19 protein-coding genes are annotated in these 17,048 nt (G+C 62.9%); 9 read left to right on the top strand and 10 right to left on the bottom strand.

The genetic code is table 11. The features are described from left to right. The 5 genes from QRN42_RS06905 to QRN42_RS06885 form a co-directional block, all read right to left on the bottom strand. Positions 1-442: aldehyde dehydrogenase family protein (locus tag QRN42_RS06905; protein ID WP_284978529.1), on the bottom strand; the 442-nt coding region annotated here is incomplete at its 3' end. A 120-nt stretch (positions 443-562) separates the two neighbouring features. Next, the gene (locus QRN42_RS06900) at positions 563-1,036 is read right to left on the bottom strand and encodes an NUDIX domain-containing protein (RefSeq protein WP_284978513.1); all 474 of its coding nucleotides are present in this window, start codon (positions 1,034-1,036) and stop codon (positions 563-565) included. Positions 1,037-1,061: 25 nt separating this feature from the next. Next, positions 1,062-1,646, bottom strand: a complete 585-nt coding sequence (locus QRN42_RS06895) for a cysteine hydrolase family protein (protein WP_284978512.1) — start codon at positions 1,644-1,646, stop codon at positions 1,062-1,064. After that, complete coding sequence (locus QRN42_RS06890; protein WP_284976727.1) at positions 1,643-3,073, bottom strand: purine-cytosine permease family protein; 1,431 nt, start codon at positions 3,071-3,073, stop codon at positions 1,643-1,645. The genes QRN42_RS06895 and QRN42_RS06890 overlap by 4 nt, the downstream gene beginning before the upstream one ends. Positions 3,074-3,177: 104 nt before the next feature. Then, positions 3,178-4,116 carry a flavin reductase gene (locus QRN42_RS06885; protein ID WP_284976726.1) on the bottom strand — a complete coding sequence of 313 codons (939 nt, stop codon included), beginning with the start codon at positions 4,114-4,116 and terminating at the stop codon, positions 3,178-3,180. A gap of 140 nt (positions 4,117-4,256) precedes the next feature. Between QRN42_RS06885 and QRN42_RS06880 the strand changes: the two genes are divergently transcribed. From QRN42_RS06880 to QRN42_RS06840, 9 genes are all read left to right on the top strand, one after another. Further along, positions 4,257-4,937 (top strand): GntR family transcriptional regulator, encoded by a 681-nt coding sequence (locus QRN42_RS06880; RefSeq protein ID WP_284976725.1) that lies wholly within the window; start codon positions 4,257-4,259, stop codon positions 4,935-4,937. Positions 4,938-4,986: 49 nt separating this feature from the next. After that, positions 4,987-5,598 carry an amino acid synthesis family protein gene (locus QRN42_RS06875; protein ID WP_284976724.1) on the top strand — a complete coding sequence of 204 codons (612 nt, stop codon included), beginning with the start codon at positions 4,987-4,989 and terminating at the stop codon, positions 5,596-5,598. Beyond that, positions 5,595-6,149, top strand: a complete 555-nt coding sequence (locus QRN42_RS06870; protein WP_284976723.1) for an amino acid synthesis family protein — start codon at positions 5,595-5,597, stop codon at positions 6,147-6,149. The genes QRN42_RS06875 and QRN42_RS06870 overlap by 4 nt, the downstream gene beginning before the upstream one ends. A gap of 13 nt (positions 6,150-6,162) precedes the next feature. After that, complete coding sequence (locus QRN42_RS06865) at positions 6,163-6,900, top strand: alpha/beta fold hydrolase (protein WP_284978511.1); 738 nt, start codon at positions 6,163-6,165, stop codon at positions 6,898-6,900. Then, positions 6,890-8,377: an aldehyde dehydrogenase gene (locus tag QRN42_RS06860; RefSeq protein ID WP_284978510.1), complete on the top strand. Its 1,488-nt coding sequence runs from the start codon at positions 6,890-6,892 to the stop codon at positions 8,375-8,377. Before QRN42_RS06865 ends, QRN42_RS06860 begins: the two co-directional genes overlap by 11 nt. A gap of 11 nt (positions 8,378-8,388) precedes the next feature. After that, positions 8,389-8,622, top strand: a complete 234-nt coding sequence (locus QRN42_RS06855) for a tautomerase family protein (RefSeq protein WP_284978509.1) — start codon at positions 8,389-8,391, stop codon at positions 8,620-8,622. Positions 8,623-8,648: 26 nt separating this feature from the next. Then, positions 8,649-9,716, top strand: a complete 1,068-nt coding sequence (locus QRN42_RS06850; RefSeq protein ID WP_284978508.1) for an LLM class flavin-dependent oxidoreductase — start codon at positions 8,649-8,651, stop codon at positions 9,714-9,716. A 153-nt stretch (positions 9,717-9,869) separates the two neighbouring features. Next, positions 9,870-10,634, top strand: a complete 765-nt coding sequence (locus QRN42_RS06845) for a type 1 glutamine amidotransferase (protein ID WP_284978507.1) — start codon at positions 9,870-9,872, stop codon at positions 10,632-10,634. A 43-nt stretch (positions 10,635-10,677) separates the two neighbouring features. Then, positions 10,678-11,301, top strand: coding sequence for a helix-turn-helix domain-containing protein (locus QRN42_RS06840; protein ID WP_284978506.1), 624 nt, complete (start codon positions 10,678-10,680; stop codon positions 11,299-11,301). 34 nt (positions 11,302-11,335) lie between these two features. Here the strand turns inward: QRN42_RS06840 and QRN42_RS06835 are convergent, their stop codons facing one another. From QRN42_RS06835 to QRN42_RS06815, 5 genes are all read right to left on the bottom strand, one after another. Continuing rightward, a complete protein-coding gene (locus QRN42_RS06835) occupies positions 11,336-11,905 on the bottom strand; it encodes a HutD/Ves family protein (protein WP_284978505.1) in 570 nt (189 codons plus the stop codon). Beyond that, complete coding sequence (locus QRN42_RS06830) at positions 11,905-13,194, bottom strand: ammonium transporter (RefSeq protein WP_284978504.1); 1,290 nt, start codon at positions 13,192-13,194, stop codon at positions 11,905-11,907. The genes QRN42_RS06835 and QRN42_RS06830 overlap by 1 nt, the downstream gene beginning before the upstream one ends. Positions 13,195-13,286: 92 nt before the next feature. After that, the gene (locus QRN42_RS06825) at positions 13,287-14,420 is read right to left on the bottom strand and encodes a tyramine oxidase subunit B (protein WP_284978503.1); all 1,134 of its coding nucleotides are present in this window, start codon (positions 14,418-14,420) and stop codon (positions 13,287-13,289) included. A gap of 162 nt (positions 14,421-14,582) precedes the next feature. Beyond that, complete coding sequence (locus QRN42_RS06820) at positions 14,583-15,830, bottom strand: allantoate amidohydrolase (protein ID WP_284978502.1); 1,248 nt, start codon at positions 15,828-15,830, stop codon at positions 14,583-14,585. Further along, positions 15,830-16,981: an FAD-dependent oxidoreductase gene (locus tag QRN42_RS06815; RefSeq protein ID WP_284978501.1), complete on the bottom strand. Its 1,152-nt coding sequence runs from the start codon at positions 16,979-16,981 to the stop codon at positions 15,830-15,832. The genes QRN42_RS06820 and QRN42_RS06815 overlap by 1 nt, the downstream gene beginning before the upstream one ends. Between the last annotated feature and the right edge of the window lie 67 nt (positions 16,982-17,048).

Raw genomic sequence — 17,048 nt, 5'->3', positions numbered from 1 at the left:
CCAGGATCTTGTTCTTGCCTTCGGGGGTGGTGAGGTAGCGGCCGTAGTCGCGGACTGTTTCCTCGGAGAACCAGCGCAGGAACTCGGCCCCGTAGGTGACCTCGCCGCGGGCCTCGGCAAGGGGTTTGCCCATTTCCAAGGTCATCAGCAGCGCGAAGTCCTCGGCGCGTTCGGTGACCAGGTCGAAGGCGCGGCGCAGGATCTCGGCCCGCACGCGGGGCGCGGTGCGTGCCCAGGAGGCCTGGGCGGCGTCCGCTGCGTCCAGCGCCGCGACCGCGTCTTCGCTGGTGGCGGAAGCGAGGGTGGCGAGCACCTGCCCGGTGGCGGGATCGTGCACATCGAACGTGCCGCCGTCGGACGCCTCCACCCATTCGCCGTTGATCAGCAGGCCAGTGGGAACAGACGCGAGCAGTTCGGTTTCGCGGTCAATCGTCAAAGTCACGTTTTCGGCCACGTGGGGCTCCTTACTATGCGTAGCTCGGGTGTCTGAGAGTTCAACCGGCTGGGTTCATGGCGGGGATGGCTGGAAGTGGAGATGGACCACGCGGGAACCTCTTGGAGGTCATGGTTCTCCTGTCCGGTGTGGTGCTGCCTCGATGACGGCGTCCAGCCAGGGGACTCGGTTGGAGAAACGGCTGATTTTGGAGGGGATGCTCCAGCGGTAGGTGTCGTGTTCGTCGTTGATGGTCAGTCTGCGGCGGGTGGTTGTCGCGGTGAAGGTGTGCACCAGCCAGGGGTTTCCCTCGTGGTCGGGGATCAGGAGTTGTTCTCCGCGTTGAAAATCGGCGAGGTCATCTCGCGTGAGTCCTGCTTCTTCCTCGATCTCGGTCAGTGCTTGTTGTTCCGGGCTCACGTCCGGCTCGAGGTACCCGGTGATGCAGTGCCAGAGACCGCGTTCGTGTCCCACGGACTGGCTGCGCTTGAAGAGAGCGATCCGCCCGCGCCACTGAACGACGGCCGCGATAACTTCTCGGGGGAGTCTGTTGGTGGGATTGGGGTCCTCGCGGACCGTCGTTGGCAGTGTCAGGGCGCTCATGTGGTGCTCCGGATGTTGCAGGTTTTCACAGGTGGGAGTAGTGGGTGTTGCGTACTGTACGGGTGAGGAACTGGTCGCTGGTCATCACTTCACACATCGGTGAGAGGAGGTCAAGGAGGGCCAGCGTTTGTTGCTGGGCTTGATCGGTGACGGCGGCGCAGGCATCGGAAATGACGGTGACGAAACGTCCGGCGTCAATGGCGCCAAGCGCAGTGGACAGGACGCAGCAGTCAGTGGCTACTCCGGTCAGGATCATTTCCGTCCCTTCCGGGACGAGGGCTGCCAGCTGTGGCCCCCACTTGGAGAACGTCGACGCGTCAACTACCGTTGCCCCGCCTGGGACATCCAAGGTGATGTCCCAGGCGTTGGAATCGGCTGGGTATCGCATCTCGTTCCAGCGCTGGTAGTAAGCGGCCCAAGCGCCGTGTTCGGCCTCGTCCCGGACGAAGCGGGTGAACACGGCGCTGGATCCGCATTCGCGCTGGAGCCGTTCGATAACCGGCACGATCTCGTCGTAGCGGGGAACCTGCCATTGCCCCTCGTCCTGGAAGACCCGCTGCATGTCGATGACGACGAGCCTGGCCATGCCGGGGCGAGGGGCGCCGGTCACAGCGTTTGTCCGGCGGGGGTGCGGTCCAGCATCTCGTGGCCGGAGAGGCGCTGACGCCGGTGGGTGGCGAAGTAAACACCGACCGCGACGGCGGCTCCGACGTAGTAGGAAAGGTCACCGATCCCCGGGAAGGCTGCGGCGATGGGGCCGGTATAGATGGAGGACATCCAGAAGGGGGAGGAAAGGACGACGCCGGCGGCCCAGGCCACGAAGCCCCACTCGAATTTGCGGGACTTGTCGAACAGTTCCCGCAGGCCGCGGTCGGTGCGTCGGCCGCCGAACAGGTAGTCGCAGACCAGGACGGCGACGTAGGGGGCGATGCAGTAGGCGGTCAGGTTCAGGAAGGCGGTGAAGCCTTCGTTGAATCCTGTCTGGCCCCACTGGGCCACCAGGTAGGAGGCGATGCAGATGAAGATAACTGCGGTGTGCCGCTTGACCGGTACGCCCATCGTTTGGATGGAGATGGCGCCGCCGTAGACGTTGAGGAAGTTCTGGGTAAAGGAAGATAGTGCGACGACGCCGAGGCCGACGGCGGCCCAGGGCCCCATGAGCTCTTTGAGGGCGCCGATGCTGTCGGACGCTGTGGTCGTGGTGCCCAGGAGGGTCCCGAGGATGCCCATCCAGACGAGGGTGACGAAGTTGCCGAGCATGGTGGCCCAGCCGGCGCCGCGCCGGTTCCCTGCGGTGTTGGGGAGGTAGCGGGAGTAGTCGGAGGCGAAGGGCATCCAGGCGACGATGAAGGAGAAGAACCAGCCGAAGAAGATGATCCACCCACCGACACCATCAAAGCCCTTGGCGGCGACGTTGAAGTCTGTTTCGACTCGTCCGTTGGCGGCGGCAACCACGGTGATGAAGACGAATCCGATTACCAGGACAAAGGAGAGGATCCGCTGCAGGAAATGGATCAGGTTATAGCCGATCACGGCAACGCCAAGCTGGATTCCCATGAGGGCCAGCGAGGAAAGCCAGAAAGGAATGTCGGTGAGCAGGGAGATAGCCTTGCCGCCCAGAATGACGGTGACGGCAGCCCAGCCGATGCCGGCGAAGACATTCACGTAGGCGACCGGGAAGAGGTTGCCGATGAAGCCAAGTGGTCCGCGGCCTTGCATTTGCTGCGGGACTCCGAGCCGGACTCCCATCTGTGACAGGTACCCCATTCCTGCTGAGGAGGTCACCCCGGCAAGGATGATGGCCAACGCCGCGGCCCAGAAGGGCAGCCCAAAGTAGGTGGCGCTGAAGCCCAGGACGACGATGGGGAAGTTCATCCCTGCGGCGAACCAGAGGAAGAACTGGGAGCGGGGTTTCCCGTGGCGTTCGACGTCGGGGATGTGTTCGATGCCGTAGGGCTCGATTTTGGTGAGGCTGTTGCGGTAGCCGCGGTCTTCGGCGACGCTGTCTTCACCGGCACGCATGGTGTCAGGGCTCATCTTATGTCCTAATGTGGAAGGCGCACCTTTGGTGCGCTGCTTACGAGCAGATTGGGTCGGCGCGGCTGGTGCCTGTCGGATGGTGGCCAGCCCCGCCGGCCTTTTTAGAGTTCGGCGAGTTCAGCGCCGTCGAAAAACCGTCCGGCCTTGTAAACCATCGGGGTGGTGTCGCTGGTTTCGGCGTGGCGGACCCGGCAGATAAAAACGGTGTGGGTCTTGGCCTGGAAGCGTTCCTGGATTTCTGCTTCCAGGGAAGCTGCGGAGCCGTCCAGCAGAGGGCTCCCGTTGGGTCCTTGGTGCCAGTCGAGTTCGGCGAACTTGTTGGGTGCTTTGGAGGCGAAAACCTTGACTGTGTCCAGCTGTTCAGTGCCAAGGATGTTGATGCCCAGGTGGCTTGAGGAGAAGAGGGCGGAATAAGTGCTCGAGGTCTTCTGGACGCAGACGAGCACCAGCGGTGGTTCGAGCGAAACGGAGCAGTAAGAGTTCGCGGCCAGCCCCTTGGGCGTCTCCCCTTCCTTCGTGGTGACCACCGTGACCCCGGTGATGAACTGCCGGTTGAAGGACTTCATCAGATCCGGGTCCAGTTCGGGGAAGTCCCCGCCGTCGGAGGCCGCCGGTGCGGCGATGCCGCGCAAGGGCCTGATGCCCAAGCCGGCAAGCAGTTCGCTGCCGTCCCAGGTCACCGACTCCGTAAGGATCTTCCCGTTTTCCAGCGTGAGGATGTTCGAGCCGCGGGTCTGGACGGTAAGTCCCGTCGGGGGTACTCCGAGGTATTCGTTGGTGTGGGTGCCGGTGGAGGTCCAGAAAACGGCAACGGTGCCATCTCCTTCGACGACGTCATCGACCGTAGTGCGCAGGTCGGGAAAAGCTTCCCGGACCGCCGAGATCTCTGACTTAAGGCCGGTAAGGTCAACGGTTGCGCCCGTTGCCTTGCTGGTACGCGTGTAACCGGGGGCTACCAAGCTGTCCAGGGCTTCTAAGTCACCCTTGTCCCAGGCTGCCAGCCACGCCGATGTAATAAGTGGTTCCAAGGTCTGTTGCATACCAATTACGGTAATGCAGCTCACAAGAGAAGGTCAAGAGGATCGAACTAATTCGCGGAAACTCCCGGTTTTAGGCAGTTTTCCAACGGATTCAGAAGAAGTGTTGACGCTCTTCATGTATGCAACATATGCTTTCATGTATGCAAGATGATCTCGTAACAGTAGGGGAGGCGGCCGAACAGGACGGCCTCCTGTATCGGATCCGCCGGCTTGTTCTGGGAGGCGACTTCCCTCCCGGGGCGGTCCTGCCGGAAGCTTTCCTGGCTCAGGAGTTCGATGTAAGCCGGACGCCGATCCGGGAAGCGTTGAAGCAGCTTCAGCACGAAGGTCTAGTGGAGATCCGCCCGAAGGTTGGCACCTTTGTACGGGAGCCCACGCGCAGGGAGATCATCGAGCTCTTCCAGCTCAAGGAATCCATGGAGGGGCTCGCGGCATCCCTGCTGGCCCGCCGAGGGGAGGTCGCGGAACTGGCTGTTTTGCGGCGGAATCTTGAAGAATCGGAAATGGCCTCGCTTACGCATGACACCGACGCGTACGCGCGGCTCGTCCACGAGTTCCACTGGACCATCGTCCGGGGTTCGGACAACACCAAGCTCGTGGAGCATTACGAGCGGCTCATGAACCAACTCGCCTACCAGCGGCTGGTCCTGCGCACGGTTGAACATCCCGGCCGGCTCGAAGCTTCCACGCGGGAACACCGCGCAGTCCTGGAAATGATCGAACACAAAGACCCCTTCGGAGCCGAATCTGCCATGAGGAACCACGTTCATGCCTCTTCGAGAGAGGCGCTGAGCGACCCGGCAACGGACCCCCGGCGTTAAACCCACCACGAAAGGAAGCCATGCGCTTCTCCATGAATGATGAGACCGAATGATGAACGACCAAAGATTCGGCATCCGCAAAATCGTCTACTACAGCGAAGAAATCCTGAGCGAGAACGGTCTCTCCCCGGCCAAGCCGGCAGTCCGCGCCACGGCAGCGGCAGTGGTCACCAACCCTTGGCTGGGTGGAAAGCCTACCGATGACCTCGGCGCCGAAGTAGTCCGGCTCGCCCCCGTCTTGGCACGCAAGCTCACCGATGTGCTTGCCGCCAACCTCGGCGGCGTGGAAGCGATCCAGGCGTTCGGCAAAGCGGCGATCGTCGGGACCGACGGCGAAATCGAACATGGCGCGGCGCTCATTCACACCCCTTTCTTCGGCAACCTGGTGCGTGAATTTTTCGAAGGCGAGTCGATCATCTGCTTCGCCGATGACCGCGCCGATGCCGGATCCTCGCTCGTCGTTCCGCTGTGGCACAAGAACGCGGCAGCAACACGGACCCACTACCAAACCATTACCACCCGCGTCAGTGACGCACCCCGCCCGGACGAGATCGTCGTCGTTGTCGGGGCCTCAACAGGCCCCCGGCCCCACTCCCGCATCGGTGACCGTCTCACCGATCCAATCGTCAAAGCAGAAACGCTAGGAGAACTTGTTCCATGAGCATCCGAAAAATCGTCACCGTCACCGAAGACATCCTCACCGAAGGGGGCCGGGAAGTCAGTCCCGCCGCCCGCGTCGCGGTGGTCGCAGCCATCGTCAAGAACCCCTGGGCCGGCCAGGGCTTCGTTGAAGACCTCTCCGAAGGCATCGACGCACACGCCTCCGACCTCGGCGCCCTGCTCGCCCCCCGAGTACTGGAAGCCCTCGGCGCGCCCGCCGAAGCGTACGGCAAAGCAGCCATCGTCGGGCTCAACGGCGAAATAGAGCACGGATCCGGGCTTATTCACACCCTCGCGTTCGGCAACCACTTCCGGGACGCCGCGAACGCCACCACGCTTCTGCCAGCCGTCGAAAAGCGCGGCCCCGCCGGTGTTATCTTCGACATCCCGCTCAAGCACATCACCGACGCGACCATCCGCTCCCACCACCAGAGCATCGAAATCCGCATCAATGATGCGCCACATGCTGATGAAATCGTGATCGCCCTCGCCGCCGCTGCCCAGGGCCGGCCCCAGCAACGCCTGGCAGCCTTCTCCACCGAAAAGAACTGAGGTGTCAACCGCCGTGAGCCGCGAGCGTGTCACACTGATCCACGGGGTGGGACTGGACGGATCGATGTGGAATCCCCTTCGTGAATTCCTGGAACCGGAATACGACGTCCAGGTCCTTGAACTCCTTGGACACGGCCACCGTCCGCCGGCACCCGAAGGAATCACACTTGCCCGGCTCGCGGCGGACATCGCCGAACAGCTCGAACCGAATACCCATCTGGTGGGCTTCTCGCTCGGCGCCCTCGTGGCGCAGCACCTCGCCCGGTTCCGCCCTGATTTGGTCGCCAGCCTCGTGTCAGTGGCATCCGTGTGTACCCGTACGCCCCAGGAGCACGCCGCCGTCATGGTCAGGTTGGCCTCCGCGCAATCGGATTTCCCGGCAACGATCGAGGCATCCATCCAACGCTGGTATCCCGAGGGATCCAACGTTCCGGCAGAACTGGTCGAAACAACACGTGCGGTATTGCAGAAGAACGACCCTAAGTCCTTCCTGGCCTGCTACCGGGTATTTGCCACCGGCGACGCTGACATCGCACCCGAACTACCTCACATTTCTGTACCCGCCCACGCCGTGACAGGCGAACTGGACCCGGGCTCGACCCCGGAGATGAGCGCACGGCTTGCCGCGGCCATCCCCGGCTGCACCTACTCCATCATCCCCGGCGCACGTCACATGATGCCGGTCGAGCGACCCCAGGAGCTCGCCCACACGCTGACCGCCTTTATCAAGGAGCATTCCGATGTCCGTTGAACTCCGCTACGACCACTTCATCGGGGGCACCTGGACTGCTCCCGCTGGCGGGGAATACTTCCCCAGCACCAACCCCGCCACACTCGAAGTGCTGTATCAGGCAGCAAGGGGAACCGAGGAAGACGTCCGCCGTGCCGTGGCAGCAGCCAAGGACGCGTTTGAATCCCCCTTGTGGCGTGACCTCACGGCCACCAAGCGCGGCCACCTCCTCCGCCGCCTCGGCGACCTGATCGGTGAGCACGCCGATGAGCTCGCCGAGATGGAAACCCTCGACAACGGCAAGCTCCTGCGGGAAATGCGAGGCCAGCTCGCCTCCCTGCCCGAGTACCTGTACTACTACGCCGGGCTTGCCGACAAAGTTCAGGGCAGCCAAATCCCCACCAACTCCATCACGATGCTGAACTACACGCAGCGAGAACCCCTCGGCGTCGTCGGAGCCATCACGCCTTGGAATTCACCGCTGACGCTGACCACCTCCAAGCTTGCTCCAGCCCTGGCCGCCGGCAACACCGTGGTCATCAAGCCCAGCGAATACACGTCCCGGACGATCCTCCGCGTCGCCGAACTTGCCTCCCAGGCCGGGTTCCCGGACGGTGTGGTCAACGTGGTCACGGGCTTCGGGCAGGAAGCCGGCGCCGCCTTGGTCAGCCACCGCGACGTCGCAAAGATTTCTTTTACTGGATCGACCCAGACCGGGGCGCGAATCGCCGCGGAGACCGCATCCCGCTTCATCGGCTCCACCCTTGAGCTTGGTGGCAAGAGCCCCAACATCGTCTTCGAGGACGCGGACGTATCCAACGCCGCCATGGGCGTCATTGCCGGGATCTTCGCGGCTGCAGGACAGACCTGCATCGCCGGCAGCCGGGTCTTCGCCCACCGCAGCGTCTACGACGAACTTGTTGAACGCGTCGCCGAACGCGCGGCATCCATCATCATCGGTGACCCGCGGCTCGCCACCACCGAACTCGGTCCGCTCGCTTTCGGCGCGCAGCTGGAGAAGGTCAGCTCGTACGTGGACCTGGGCGTCTCCGAAGGCGCCACCGTACGGACCGGAGGCAAACGCCCTGACACCGACCTCCCCGGCTACTTCTTCTCACCCACAGTCCTGACCGACGTCAACAACTCCATGCGCGTTGTTCGGGAAGAGATTTTCGGCCCGGTCGCCGCGATCATGCCCTTCGACTCCGAAGACGAGGTTGTGGGCCTTGCCAACGACACCGAATACGGGCTCGCCGCCGGAATCTGGACACAGAACCTGGCACGGGCGCACCGGATGGCACGCCGGCTGGAAGCCGGCACCGTCTGGGTCAACACGTACCGCGCCATGTCCCCGATGTCTCCGCGGCAGGGGTTCAAGAACTCCGGTGTCGGCGTCGAACACGGACTCGAGTCCATGCACGAATACACCCGGCTAAAGAGCGTCTGGATCAACACCGACGAAGGCCCTGTCTCCGACCCGTTCATCATGCGCAGCTAAAGGAATTTCCAATGCCACTCATCGAAGTATCCATCGCACGGGGCCGCAGCCCGGAGCAGCTCCGCTCCCTGATTAACGAGCTGCACCTTGCGGCCGAAAAAGCCGTCGGCGCTGTACCGGAAAACACCACCGTCATCATTCGCGAAATCGAGCACGAACACTGGTCCCGCGGCAACCAGACCATCGCCGAACGCAACCAGGCAGCCACCCAACCGGCAACTGCCACCAATCACGCCCAGGCGTAAACCGCCGCAGAACGAAGGAATTACTCATGCGCTTTTCCCTCTTCGTCCACATGGAACGCTGGGACGAGTCCGTCTCGCACCAGGAATGCTTCGAGAACCTGACCGAGCTCACCCTCATGGCCGAAGCCGGTGGCTTCAGCACTGTGTGGATCGGCGAGCACCACTCCATGGAGTACACCATCTCGCCCAGCCCGATGCCCCAGCTCGCCTACCTGGCAGCAAAGACCTCCAAGATCCGTCTCGGCGCCGGCACCATCATCGCACCGTTCTGGAACCCCCTCCGGGTTGCGGGGGAGTGCGCACTGCTTGACGTCATCAGCAACGGCCGCATGGAGGTGGGGCTGGCCCGAGGCGCCTACCAGTTCGAGTTCGACCGCCTGATGGGCGGCATGTCAGCAGTCGACGGCGGCAAGCACCTCCGCGAACTCGTCCCCGCCGTGCGGAAGCTGTGGGAAGGCGACTACGAACACAACGGAGAGGTGTGGCAGTTCCCCACCTCCACCAGCGTCCCCAAGCCCGTCCAGAAGCCGACGCCGCCCATGTGGATTGCTGCCCGCGACATTTCCTCGCACGAGTTCGCCGTCGAAAACGGCTGCAACGTCATGGTGACGCCCCTCATGAAGGGCGACGAGGAAGTCGAAGACCTGGCGCGCAAGTTCGACTCCGCCGTCGAGAAGAACCCTGGGATCCCGCGCCCGGACCTTATGGTCCTCCGCCACACCCACGTCCACTCACCCGAGGACCCGGTAGGCTGGCGCCGCCCCGCAGAAGGCATCAACAAGTTCTACCGGACATTCGATGCCTGGTTCGGCAACAAGACCACCCCGACGAACGGCTTCCTCGAGCCCAGCCCCGAAGAAAAGTTCGCGGACCGCCCCGAGTTCACGGCCGAGGCCCTCCACAAGACAGCCATGATTGGCACCCCTGAGGAAATCATCGAACGGCTGCGTCACTACGAAGCGCTCGGCGTGACCGAATTCAGCGTCTGGTCGGACAACAGCCTCACCCACGAGGAAAAGAAACGCTCCCTCGAACTCTTCATCGAACACGTGGTACCGGCCTTCCAGGAACAACCCGCTACAACAGCACGCTAAATCGCTGCTAAATGAAGCCCCCGGTGTTCTGACCTAAAGCACAGGTCAGAACACCGGGGACTTTCGCTGAGGGAAGGCGAACGCGGTAACCGCGATGCTGTTCGCTACGTTTAGGGTGTTGGAAATCGCGACCTCCCGATTAGGAGTTGGAGCATGACCTACGAACCAGATCTGTCCCCAGACACCGAGGGCCTGCAGGCCCTCGTCATACAGCCAGATCCCTACTGCCCAATAGACCGTCTCGGTCCGTGGTTGCACGACGAGGGGATAACCACCCGAACTATTCAGCCTTTTAAAGGCGAGGTGATCCCGGATTTCATCCAGCAGGATGCGCTGGTGGTTCTGGGCGGAGACATGAGTTCCTTGGACGACCATGTCTATCCTTGGCTTTCCGACATCCGTCGCGTCGTGGCAGACGCCGCCAGCAGGAGAAAGCCCACGCTCGGGATTTGTCTCGGAGCGCAGCTGATGGCACAGACGTTCGGCGGAACCGTGACCAAAGGCGACCGGGGCCTGGAGGCAGGAGTCGCACAGATATCCTGGCGGGCCGAAGCCGCGCAGGATCAACTGATGGCCGGTTTGCCAGACCCTTTCTTCGCGGGGGCCATGCATCGGGACATGATCAGCCAACTTCCGGCTTCGGCCGTCTGGCTCGGGATGACAGCGCAATATCCGTACCAGGCTTTCCGAGTAGGGGAGATGTCGTGGGGCGTTCAGTTTCACCCTGAGCTGTCGCCAGCGGTATACCGGCAATGGTTGACTCTGATCAACCAAACTGACGTGGTCACTAAGGAACGAGCAGACCGCGGAATGAAGGCCTTCGAGAATCAAGACCGAATCGTGAGGGAACACACCGAAGCGTTGGCGCGGCGCTTCGCTTACCTCGTCCGAATAACCGCAACCGTGGCCGCAAAATAAGCCTCCACCCTCGGCACGCGGGGCACCTGTTTATACTCGACTCATGACTATTGGCCGGGCGGAGAAGGCAGAAGTCCCCGAAACCGGCCCGGAAGCGCTTGATGCTCTTGGTCCGTTGGAGGGTGTTATTGCCGCGCAGGTAAAGCGGCACAGGCTCGACGCTGAGATGTCGGCCGCTGAGCTGGCCACCCGGGCAGGCCTGTCGAAAGCGATGATTTCCAAGATCGAGTCGGCAAGCACCTCCTCCTCGCTTACTACTCTCCAGCGGCTGGCGCAAGGCTTGAATATCCCTGTGACTGCACTGTTCCAAGGCGCGGACACTGAACGTGAGGCCACGCTCACCCGTGCGGGAGAGGGCAGCGTCACGGTCCGGAGCGGGACCCGCCACGGGCACGAGTACCGTTCGTTGGGCTCCCTGAAGCGACGTGACCGAGCCATAGAGCCGAGCCTGGTAACTCTGACGAGTGCTTCGGATGTGTTTCCCCAGTTCCAACATGTAGGCACCGAGTTCATCTACATGCTTGAAGGCAGAATGGTCTACGGCCACGGGTCCTACGAATACGAACTTCGGCCAGGAGACTCACTGGTTTTTGAAGGTGAAGGTCCGCATGGGCCGCTACGGCTGGTGGAATTGCCCATCCGCTTCCTTGCGGTGACGGCCCCCTGACCCCCCAGCGTCAGAAACACGTGCCCTAACGGCTTCAACGGCTGACGGCCCGATAGAGCCCAATCAGCGCCAGCGTCCCTTGGCCGCGGATCAAGGTTGGTTCTGTTTTCGAACCGAACACTGCGTCCAGGCCGAGTAGATCCTGATCATCCGCTCGGGCCTCGCCTTCCAGTAGAACAGCCGCCTGATGTGGAAGCAGCAAGTGTTCCCGCAGCGGAATGATGGACACGCTGCCTCCAACATGGCCGGTCCGACACATGAGGTTCAGGTTCTTCACCGGACCGCGCGGCAGGGCCGCCGTCGTGGGTGCGCTGCCGTCGAACGCCAGGGGCTGGAGGGCTGAAGCCAAACGGGGCTTGCCGTTAATGGTGAGACGAAGCGGACCACCTTTGACAACTGTGAGTATGCGCTTGACGCCGGGCAGCCGGGAGAAGTCCCCCGGCTGCCCAACGTCGGCTATGGAAAGTCGCCAGGCCCAGTAGTTGTCGGCCCCACAATTGACGGCGCCATCTTTGCCCATGACTCCGGAGGCGATCACTTTGACGCTGCCACCTCCGTTGATCCAGGGAGACTCGGCGATGTCGGCACATCGGATGAGTTTCATCAGGAGCGTGAGGGGGAGCCGAGCATCTCCGGTTCTTCGTCGAGGAGATAGGCTTCCTCGGCGTGGGCCGTGAGGTCGATGCCGCGTAGTTCGTCTTCGGGTTTGATGCGGAGGCCCACCGTGATCTGGACGAACTTCGCCACGATCCAGGTTGCGGCGAAGGAGTACAGGAGCACTGCGCCGGTGGCTATGGTTTGTGTCCACAGCAGGCCAAAGCCGCCGCCGTAGAGAAGTCCTGCGGTCTTGTTGGGGGCGGCTTCGGTGGCGAAGATGCCGATGAGCAGTGTGCCGATGATGCCGCCTACCAGGTGAACGCCGACCACATCGAGGGAGTCGTCATAGCCCAGGCGGTACTTCCATTCGATGGCCAGTGAGCAGACAGCGCCGGCGATTGCCCCGATCGCGATGGCTCCCAGAGGGCTGACAGCGCCGCAGGCGGGGGTGATGGCAACGAGGCCGGCCACGAGTCCGGAGGCGGCGCCGATGCTGCTGGCGCGGCCGCGGCGGAGGCGTTCGACGGCGATCCAGCCAAGGAGGGCGGCGGCGCCTGCCACTGAGGTGGTCAGGAATACGACGGCCGCGGCGTTTCCGGCGGCGAGGGCAGAGCCGGCGTTGAATCCGTACCAGCCGACCCAAAGGAGTCCTGCGCCCACGAGGACGAGTGGGCGGCTATGCGGGCGTACGTGTTCGCTTTTGGGCCAACCGGCGCTGCGGCCGAGGACAAGGGAGAGTGCGAGTGCGGCGACTCCGGCGTTGATGTGGACGGCAGTGCCGCCGGCGAAGTCGATTGCTTTGAGACGGTTCAGTATCCAGCCTCCGGTGGTGCTGCCGTCAGGGGAGTTCAGGGCGAAGACCCAGTGGGCGATGGGCAGGTAGACCACCGTTGCCCAGAGTGCCGCGAAGAGCATCCACGCGCCGAACTTCATGCGTCCTGCTGCCGCGCCGGCGATGATGGCGGTGGTGCTGCCGGCGAAGAAGAGCTGGAATGCGGCAAAGAGTGCCGGTGGGATTGAAGCGTTGGGGTCATCGGTGAGTAGTTGGTCCAGTCCCAGGTACTGCGTGATGTCCCCGATCAGTCCGAGACCTCCGATGGAATTGCCGAAGACTGCGGAGTAGCCGAAGGCGGCCCACAGTACGGCGACGATGCTGACGCCGCCGAAGCACATCATCATCATGTTCAGGATGCGGCGGGAGCCCACCATTCCGCCGTAGAAGAGGGCCAACGCCGGGATCATCAAGCAAACCAAAGCCGAGCTGACCAGCAGCCAGGCGACATTTCCCGAATCCATGGGAAACCCCTTTCCAAAAGCACTTCGTCCGTGTTGATCGGTGGTGGTACGTGTGGGGGCAGGTGACCACTGCCCCCACACGGGTCTTGGGGTTAGGCCAGGGCTGGCGTGTCCCAAAGGTTCAGGACAGTGCCGATGTTCTTCTCTTCGGCAGCGTGGTAGAGGTCGGTTGCCCATGCGACGTCTTCGATGGGCATGCCACCGACGGAGTAGAGGATGATTTCTTCGTCGTCCCGGCGGGCGGGGAGTTTGCCGGTGGCGATGTCGGCGATCTCTTCGATTTTCGAGGCCGGGATTTTTCCGTCCTCCAGCAGCCCGAACCAGTGCGATCCGGGGATGCCAAGAATCTGGTAGGCGGTGGGTCCGTATTCCTCGAGCCAGGCCTGGTAGAGGCCTTCAGCGTCGATGACCAGGCGGGCGTCTCCTTGGAGGAAGTCGTCGTCGAAGTGGGCTGCTGCCGGCAGGAGCAGCAGTGCGCCGGGCTTGATGGCGTGTTTCGGGAAGTACGGGAAGGCGTCGCTGCCGGCGGCGTCGGTGGACGTGGTGGCCATGACGACGTCGGCGTCGGAGATTGCGTCTTCGATGGTCTCGGCTGCTGCGACGCTGGTGAGCTGCGGGAAGGTCGCTTTTGCCCAGTCAACGAAGGTTTTGGTGCTTCCTTCGCTGCGGCCCTTGACATACAGAGTGTCGATGGAAGGTCGCAGCGCCAGGGTGGTGGATAGGACTGAGCGGGCGATGACACCCGGGCCAACAACTGCAGCGACTTTGGCGTCGGCTTTAGCGAGGTGCTTGACCCCGACGCCGGGAACGGCGCCGGTGCGGTAGGCGCTCAAGAGGTTTGCGCTCATGATGGCAAGGGGCGCGCCTGTGTCGCTGTCGTTCAAGACGAACACGTGGATCGAACGGGGGAGCCCTTTCTGTCGGTTTTCGGTGTTGGAGCCGTACCACTTCACGCCCGATGTGCCGAAGCGTCCACCGAGGTAGGCAGGCATGGCCATGAACCGGCGGTCCGGACCGTCCTTGGGCATACCATCGAATTCAGGGTTCTCCGGGAAGGTGATCATGGCACCGTGGGAGTTGCCGTTCTCGCCGGCCATTCGGTAGTCCCCCTTGCGGAGGAGAACCAGGGCTTCCTCCATCACGTCCGTGCACCGGACCAGGTCGCCGACACCGGCCTCGATCATGTCGGGTTCGCTCAAGTAGCGGAAGTTGATCTGAGTGGACACATGAACTCCTAGGTATTGCGATTCTTGGTATGAAACGTTGATAACCACCAGTAAACCGATGGCAGATTTCCGATCCGTCACTCCAAAGTTTCCGGCGTGTAACTTCTCGCGGCATCGTTCTCAACTGACGACCGCTGCAGTGAGAATGCCGCTATCCGAGGACTACTTCATGAGGCCGGCGAGTGCATCCGCCAGTGCCTGCGCCCCGGTTTCGGCGTCCTCGTCCAGTACGTGTTCTTCGGGGGAGTGGGAGACGCCGCTGGGATTGCGGACAAACACCATTGCCGTTGGCACGAACGGTGAGAGTACTCCTGCATCGTGTCCGGCGCCGGTGTCCAGGATCGGGGCGTCGGGCAAGGCAGCGTGGAGTTGTTGCAGCAGTCCGGGGTCGAAATGGACGGTGGGGCTGAGTGATTCCTCGGCCAACTCGACGCTGCAGCCTTCTTCATTGGCAGCCAGTTGCGCCTGAGCATGGATGTTTTCGACGAGGGCAGCGGTGACGGTGTCGTCCGGGTGGCGGACATCGAGCCAGAAGTCCACACGGGAAGCGATGACGTTTGTTCCTCCGGGGACGGGCTGGAGCCTGCCGACGGTGGCCCGGGCGTGGGGCTGCTTCCGTGCAGCGTCGCGGATGGCTACCACGATTCGGGAAGCCGCAACCATGGGGTCGCGCCGGTCCACCATCAGCGTCGTGCCGGCATGGTTTCCCTGCCCGCGGATGGTCATGCGCCATCGGCCATGGCCCAGGATGGAAGAAGCAATGGCGATGGGTTGCTTGAAATCAACCAGCCCCCGGCCCTGCTCGACGTGCAGTTCAACGAATGACCCGATCTGCCCCAGAAGTCGCTGGTCACGCCCGACATGGCGCGGGTCCAGGCCGTTTGCCTTGGCAATGTCGGCGAATGTATTGCCGTCCGGGTCCCTGAGGTTTCGTGCCTTATCCGGATCGATGGCCCCGGTCATCAGTCGGGAGCCGAGGCAAGCGACGCCAAAACGGGAGCCTTCTTCCTCGGGAAAAACCACGACGGCGAGAGGCCGAGCAGGGGTGCTCATCCGGGCCTTGAGGATGTCGACGGCGACGAGGGCTGAGGCAACGCCCAGGGGACCGTCGAACGGGCCGCCGCCGGGGACTGAGTCCAAGTGGCTGCCGGTGACGATGCTGTTGCCGCGGTTCCCTCCAGGGATGTCCCACCACGCCCAAATTGCGCCGTTACGGTCGGTTTCAATGCTTAGGCCGCGCTTGCTCGCCTGTTCGACGAACCACGTCCGCAGGTCCAGTTCGGCCGTGGAGTAGACCGGGCGGGTGTAGCCGCCGCGCAGAGGATCGGTACCCGTGCCGGAGATGTCGGACAGAAGACCCGTCACAGTCGCTGTGGTGGCGCTGGAGTGGGGGGTGGTGGCGCTTTCCATTAGTGAGCTCCAGCAGTTGTAGCGTGAGCGGCGAGACGGAACTGTTCCGGGACCGTCCCGACGCCGGTGGCAAGGTCGGCTGCAAATTGACCGATCAGTGGTGCGAATTTGGCACCGTGCCCCGAGCAGGGAGAGAGGATGGTGATTCCGTCCGCACGGTCCAGAATGAAGTCTTCCGTGGGCGTATTGGTGAAGAGGCAGGTGGTCTCGGCGTACGGTTCCGGGATCAGTCCCGGAAGGTACTGTTCGACGTATTCGATGACGCCGCGGCGGTTGGCGGGGTCGATGATACCGTCCTGGGCTGCGGCCGACGGCAGGATTTTCCCGCCGTTGTACTCGGCGACCTTCTGTCCGCGGAAACCCGCGTCCCTGCCGCCCGGCAGGCCGTATGCCTGCCAGCCTTCACGTTTGTGAATGAAAGTCGGCCATGGCGCGTCGCCTGTGGTCGGCTCGGCGTAGGGGAAGTGGAAGGCCTGTTCCTGGCGTACTTCCAGAGTCGGCATGGTGGCCCGGAACGACGGGGGCAGGGATAGTGAGCCGAGCAGTTGCGGGAGCCAGCCCCCTGCGGCGACGATGACGTTCCCTGCCTTGATCGAGCGGCCATCCTTGGACGTTAGGGTGTAATTGCCAGTCGAGCCGGTAACGGCTTCCACGGCCCACTTGGTATGAACTGCGGCACCGTAGGCAACGGCCTGATCCACCATGGCGGTCACGGCTTCGTGCGCGTCGATCACGCCGGCGTCGGGGTGCCACAACACTTGAGTGTCGAAGGCTATCTGGGGCCAGCGGGTCCGGGCGTCTTCGGCGGTGAGCAACTCGTGATTGATGCCATGGACAGCCAACGCTGCGGCGAGGCGTTCTGGTTGACGGATTGCTCCGTAGTCCACCGCCCCCGTTGCCGAGATCAGGCGCTTTCCACTAACACGGGCAAGCTCGTCCCAGCCGCGCTTCGCTTCGAGGACAAGGCCGGTGTAGAAGGTGTCCGGGTAGGCGTAACGGAAGATCCGTGCGGAGCCGTGGGAGCTGCCGGCGTCATTGGCCGGTGTCGTACGTTCAAGCAGGGCCACCTCGTGGCCGCGCGCGGCGAGATGCCACGCTGCGGCAGCGCCGGACAACCCTGCTCCGACAACGGCGTATTCGATCGTTTCCATATGTGCTCTTTCATGGTGCGTAGCTGGCTCGTAACATCGCTTCATCCAGTTACGCATTCACAAAAGT

The sequence above is a fragment of the Arthrobacter sp. fls2-241-R2A-200 genome, from assembly GCF_030209745.1.
GTDB lineage: Bacteria > Actinomycetota > Actinomycetes > Actinomycetales > Micrococcaceae > Arthrobacter.
The sequence above is the reverse complement of the archived record's forward strand: the minus strand, read 5'-3'. Positions and strand labels throughout refer to the sequence as shown.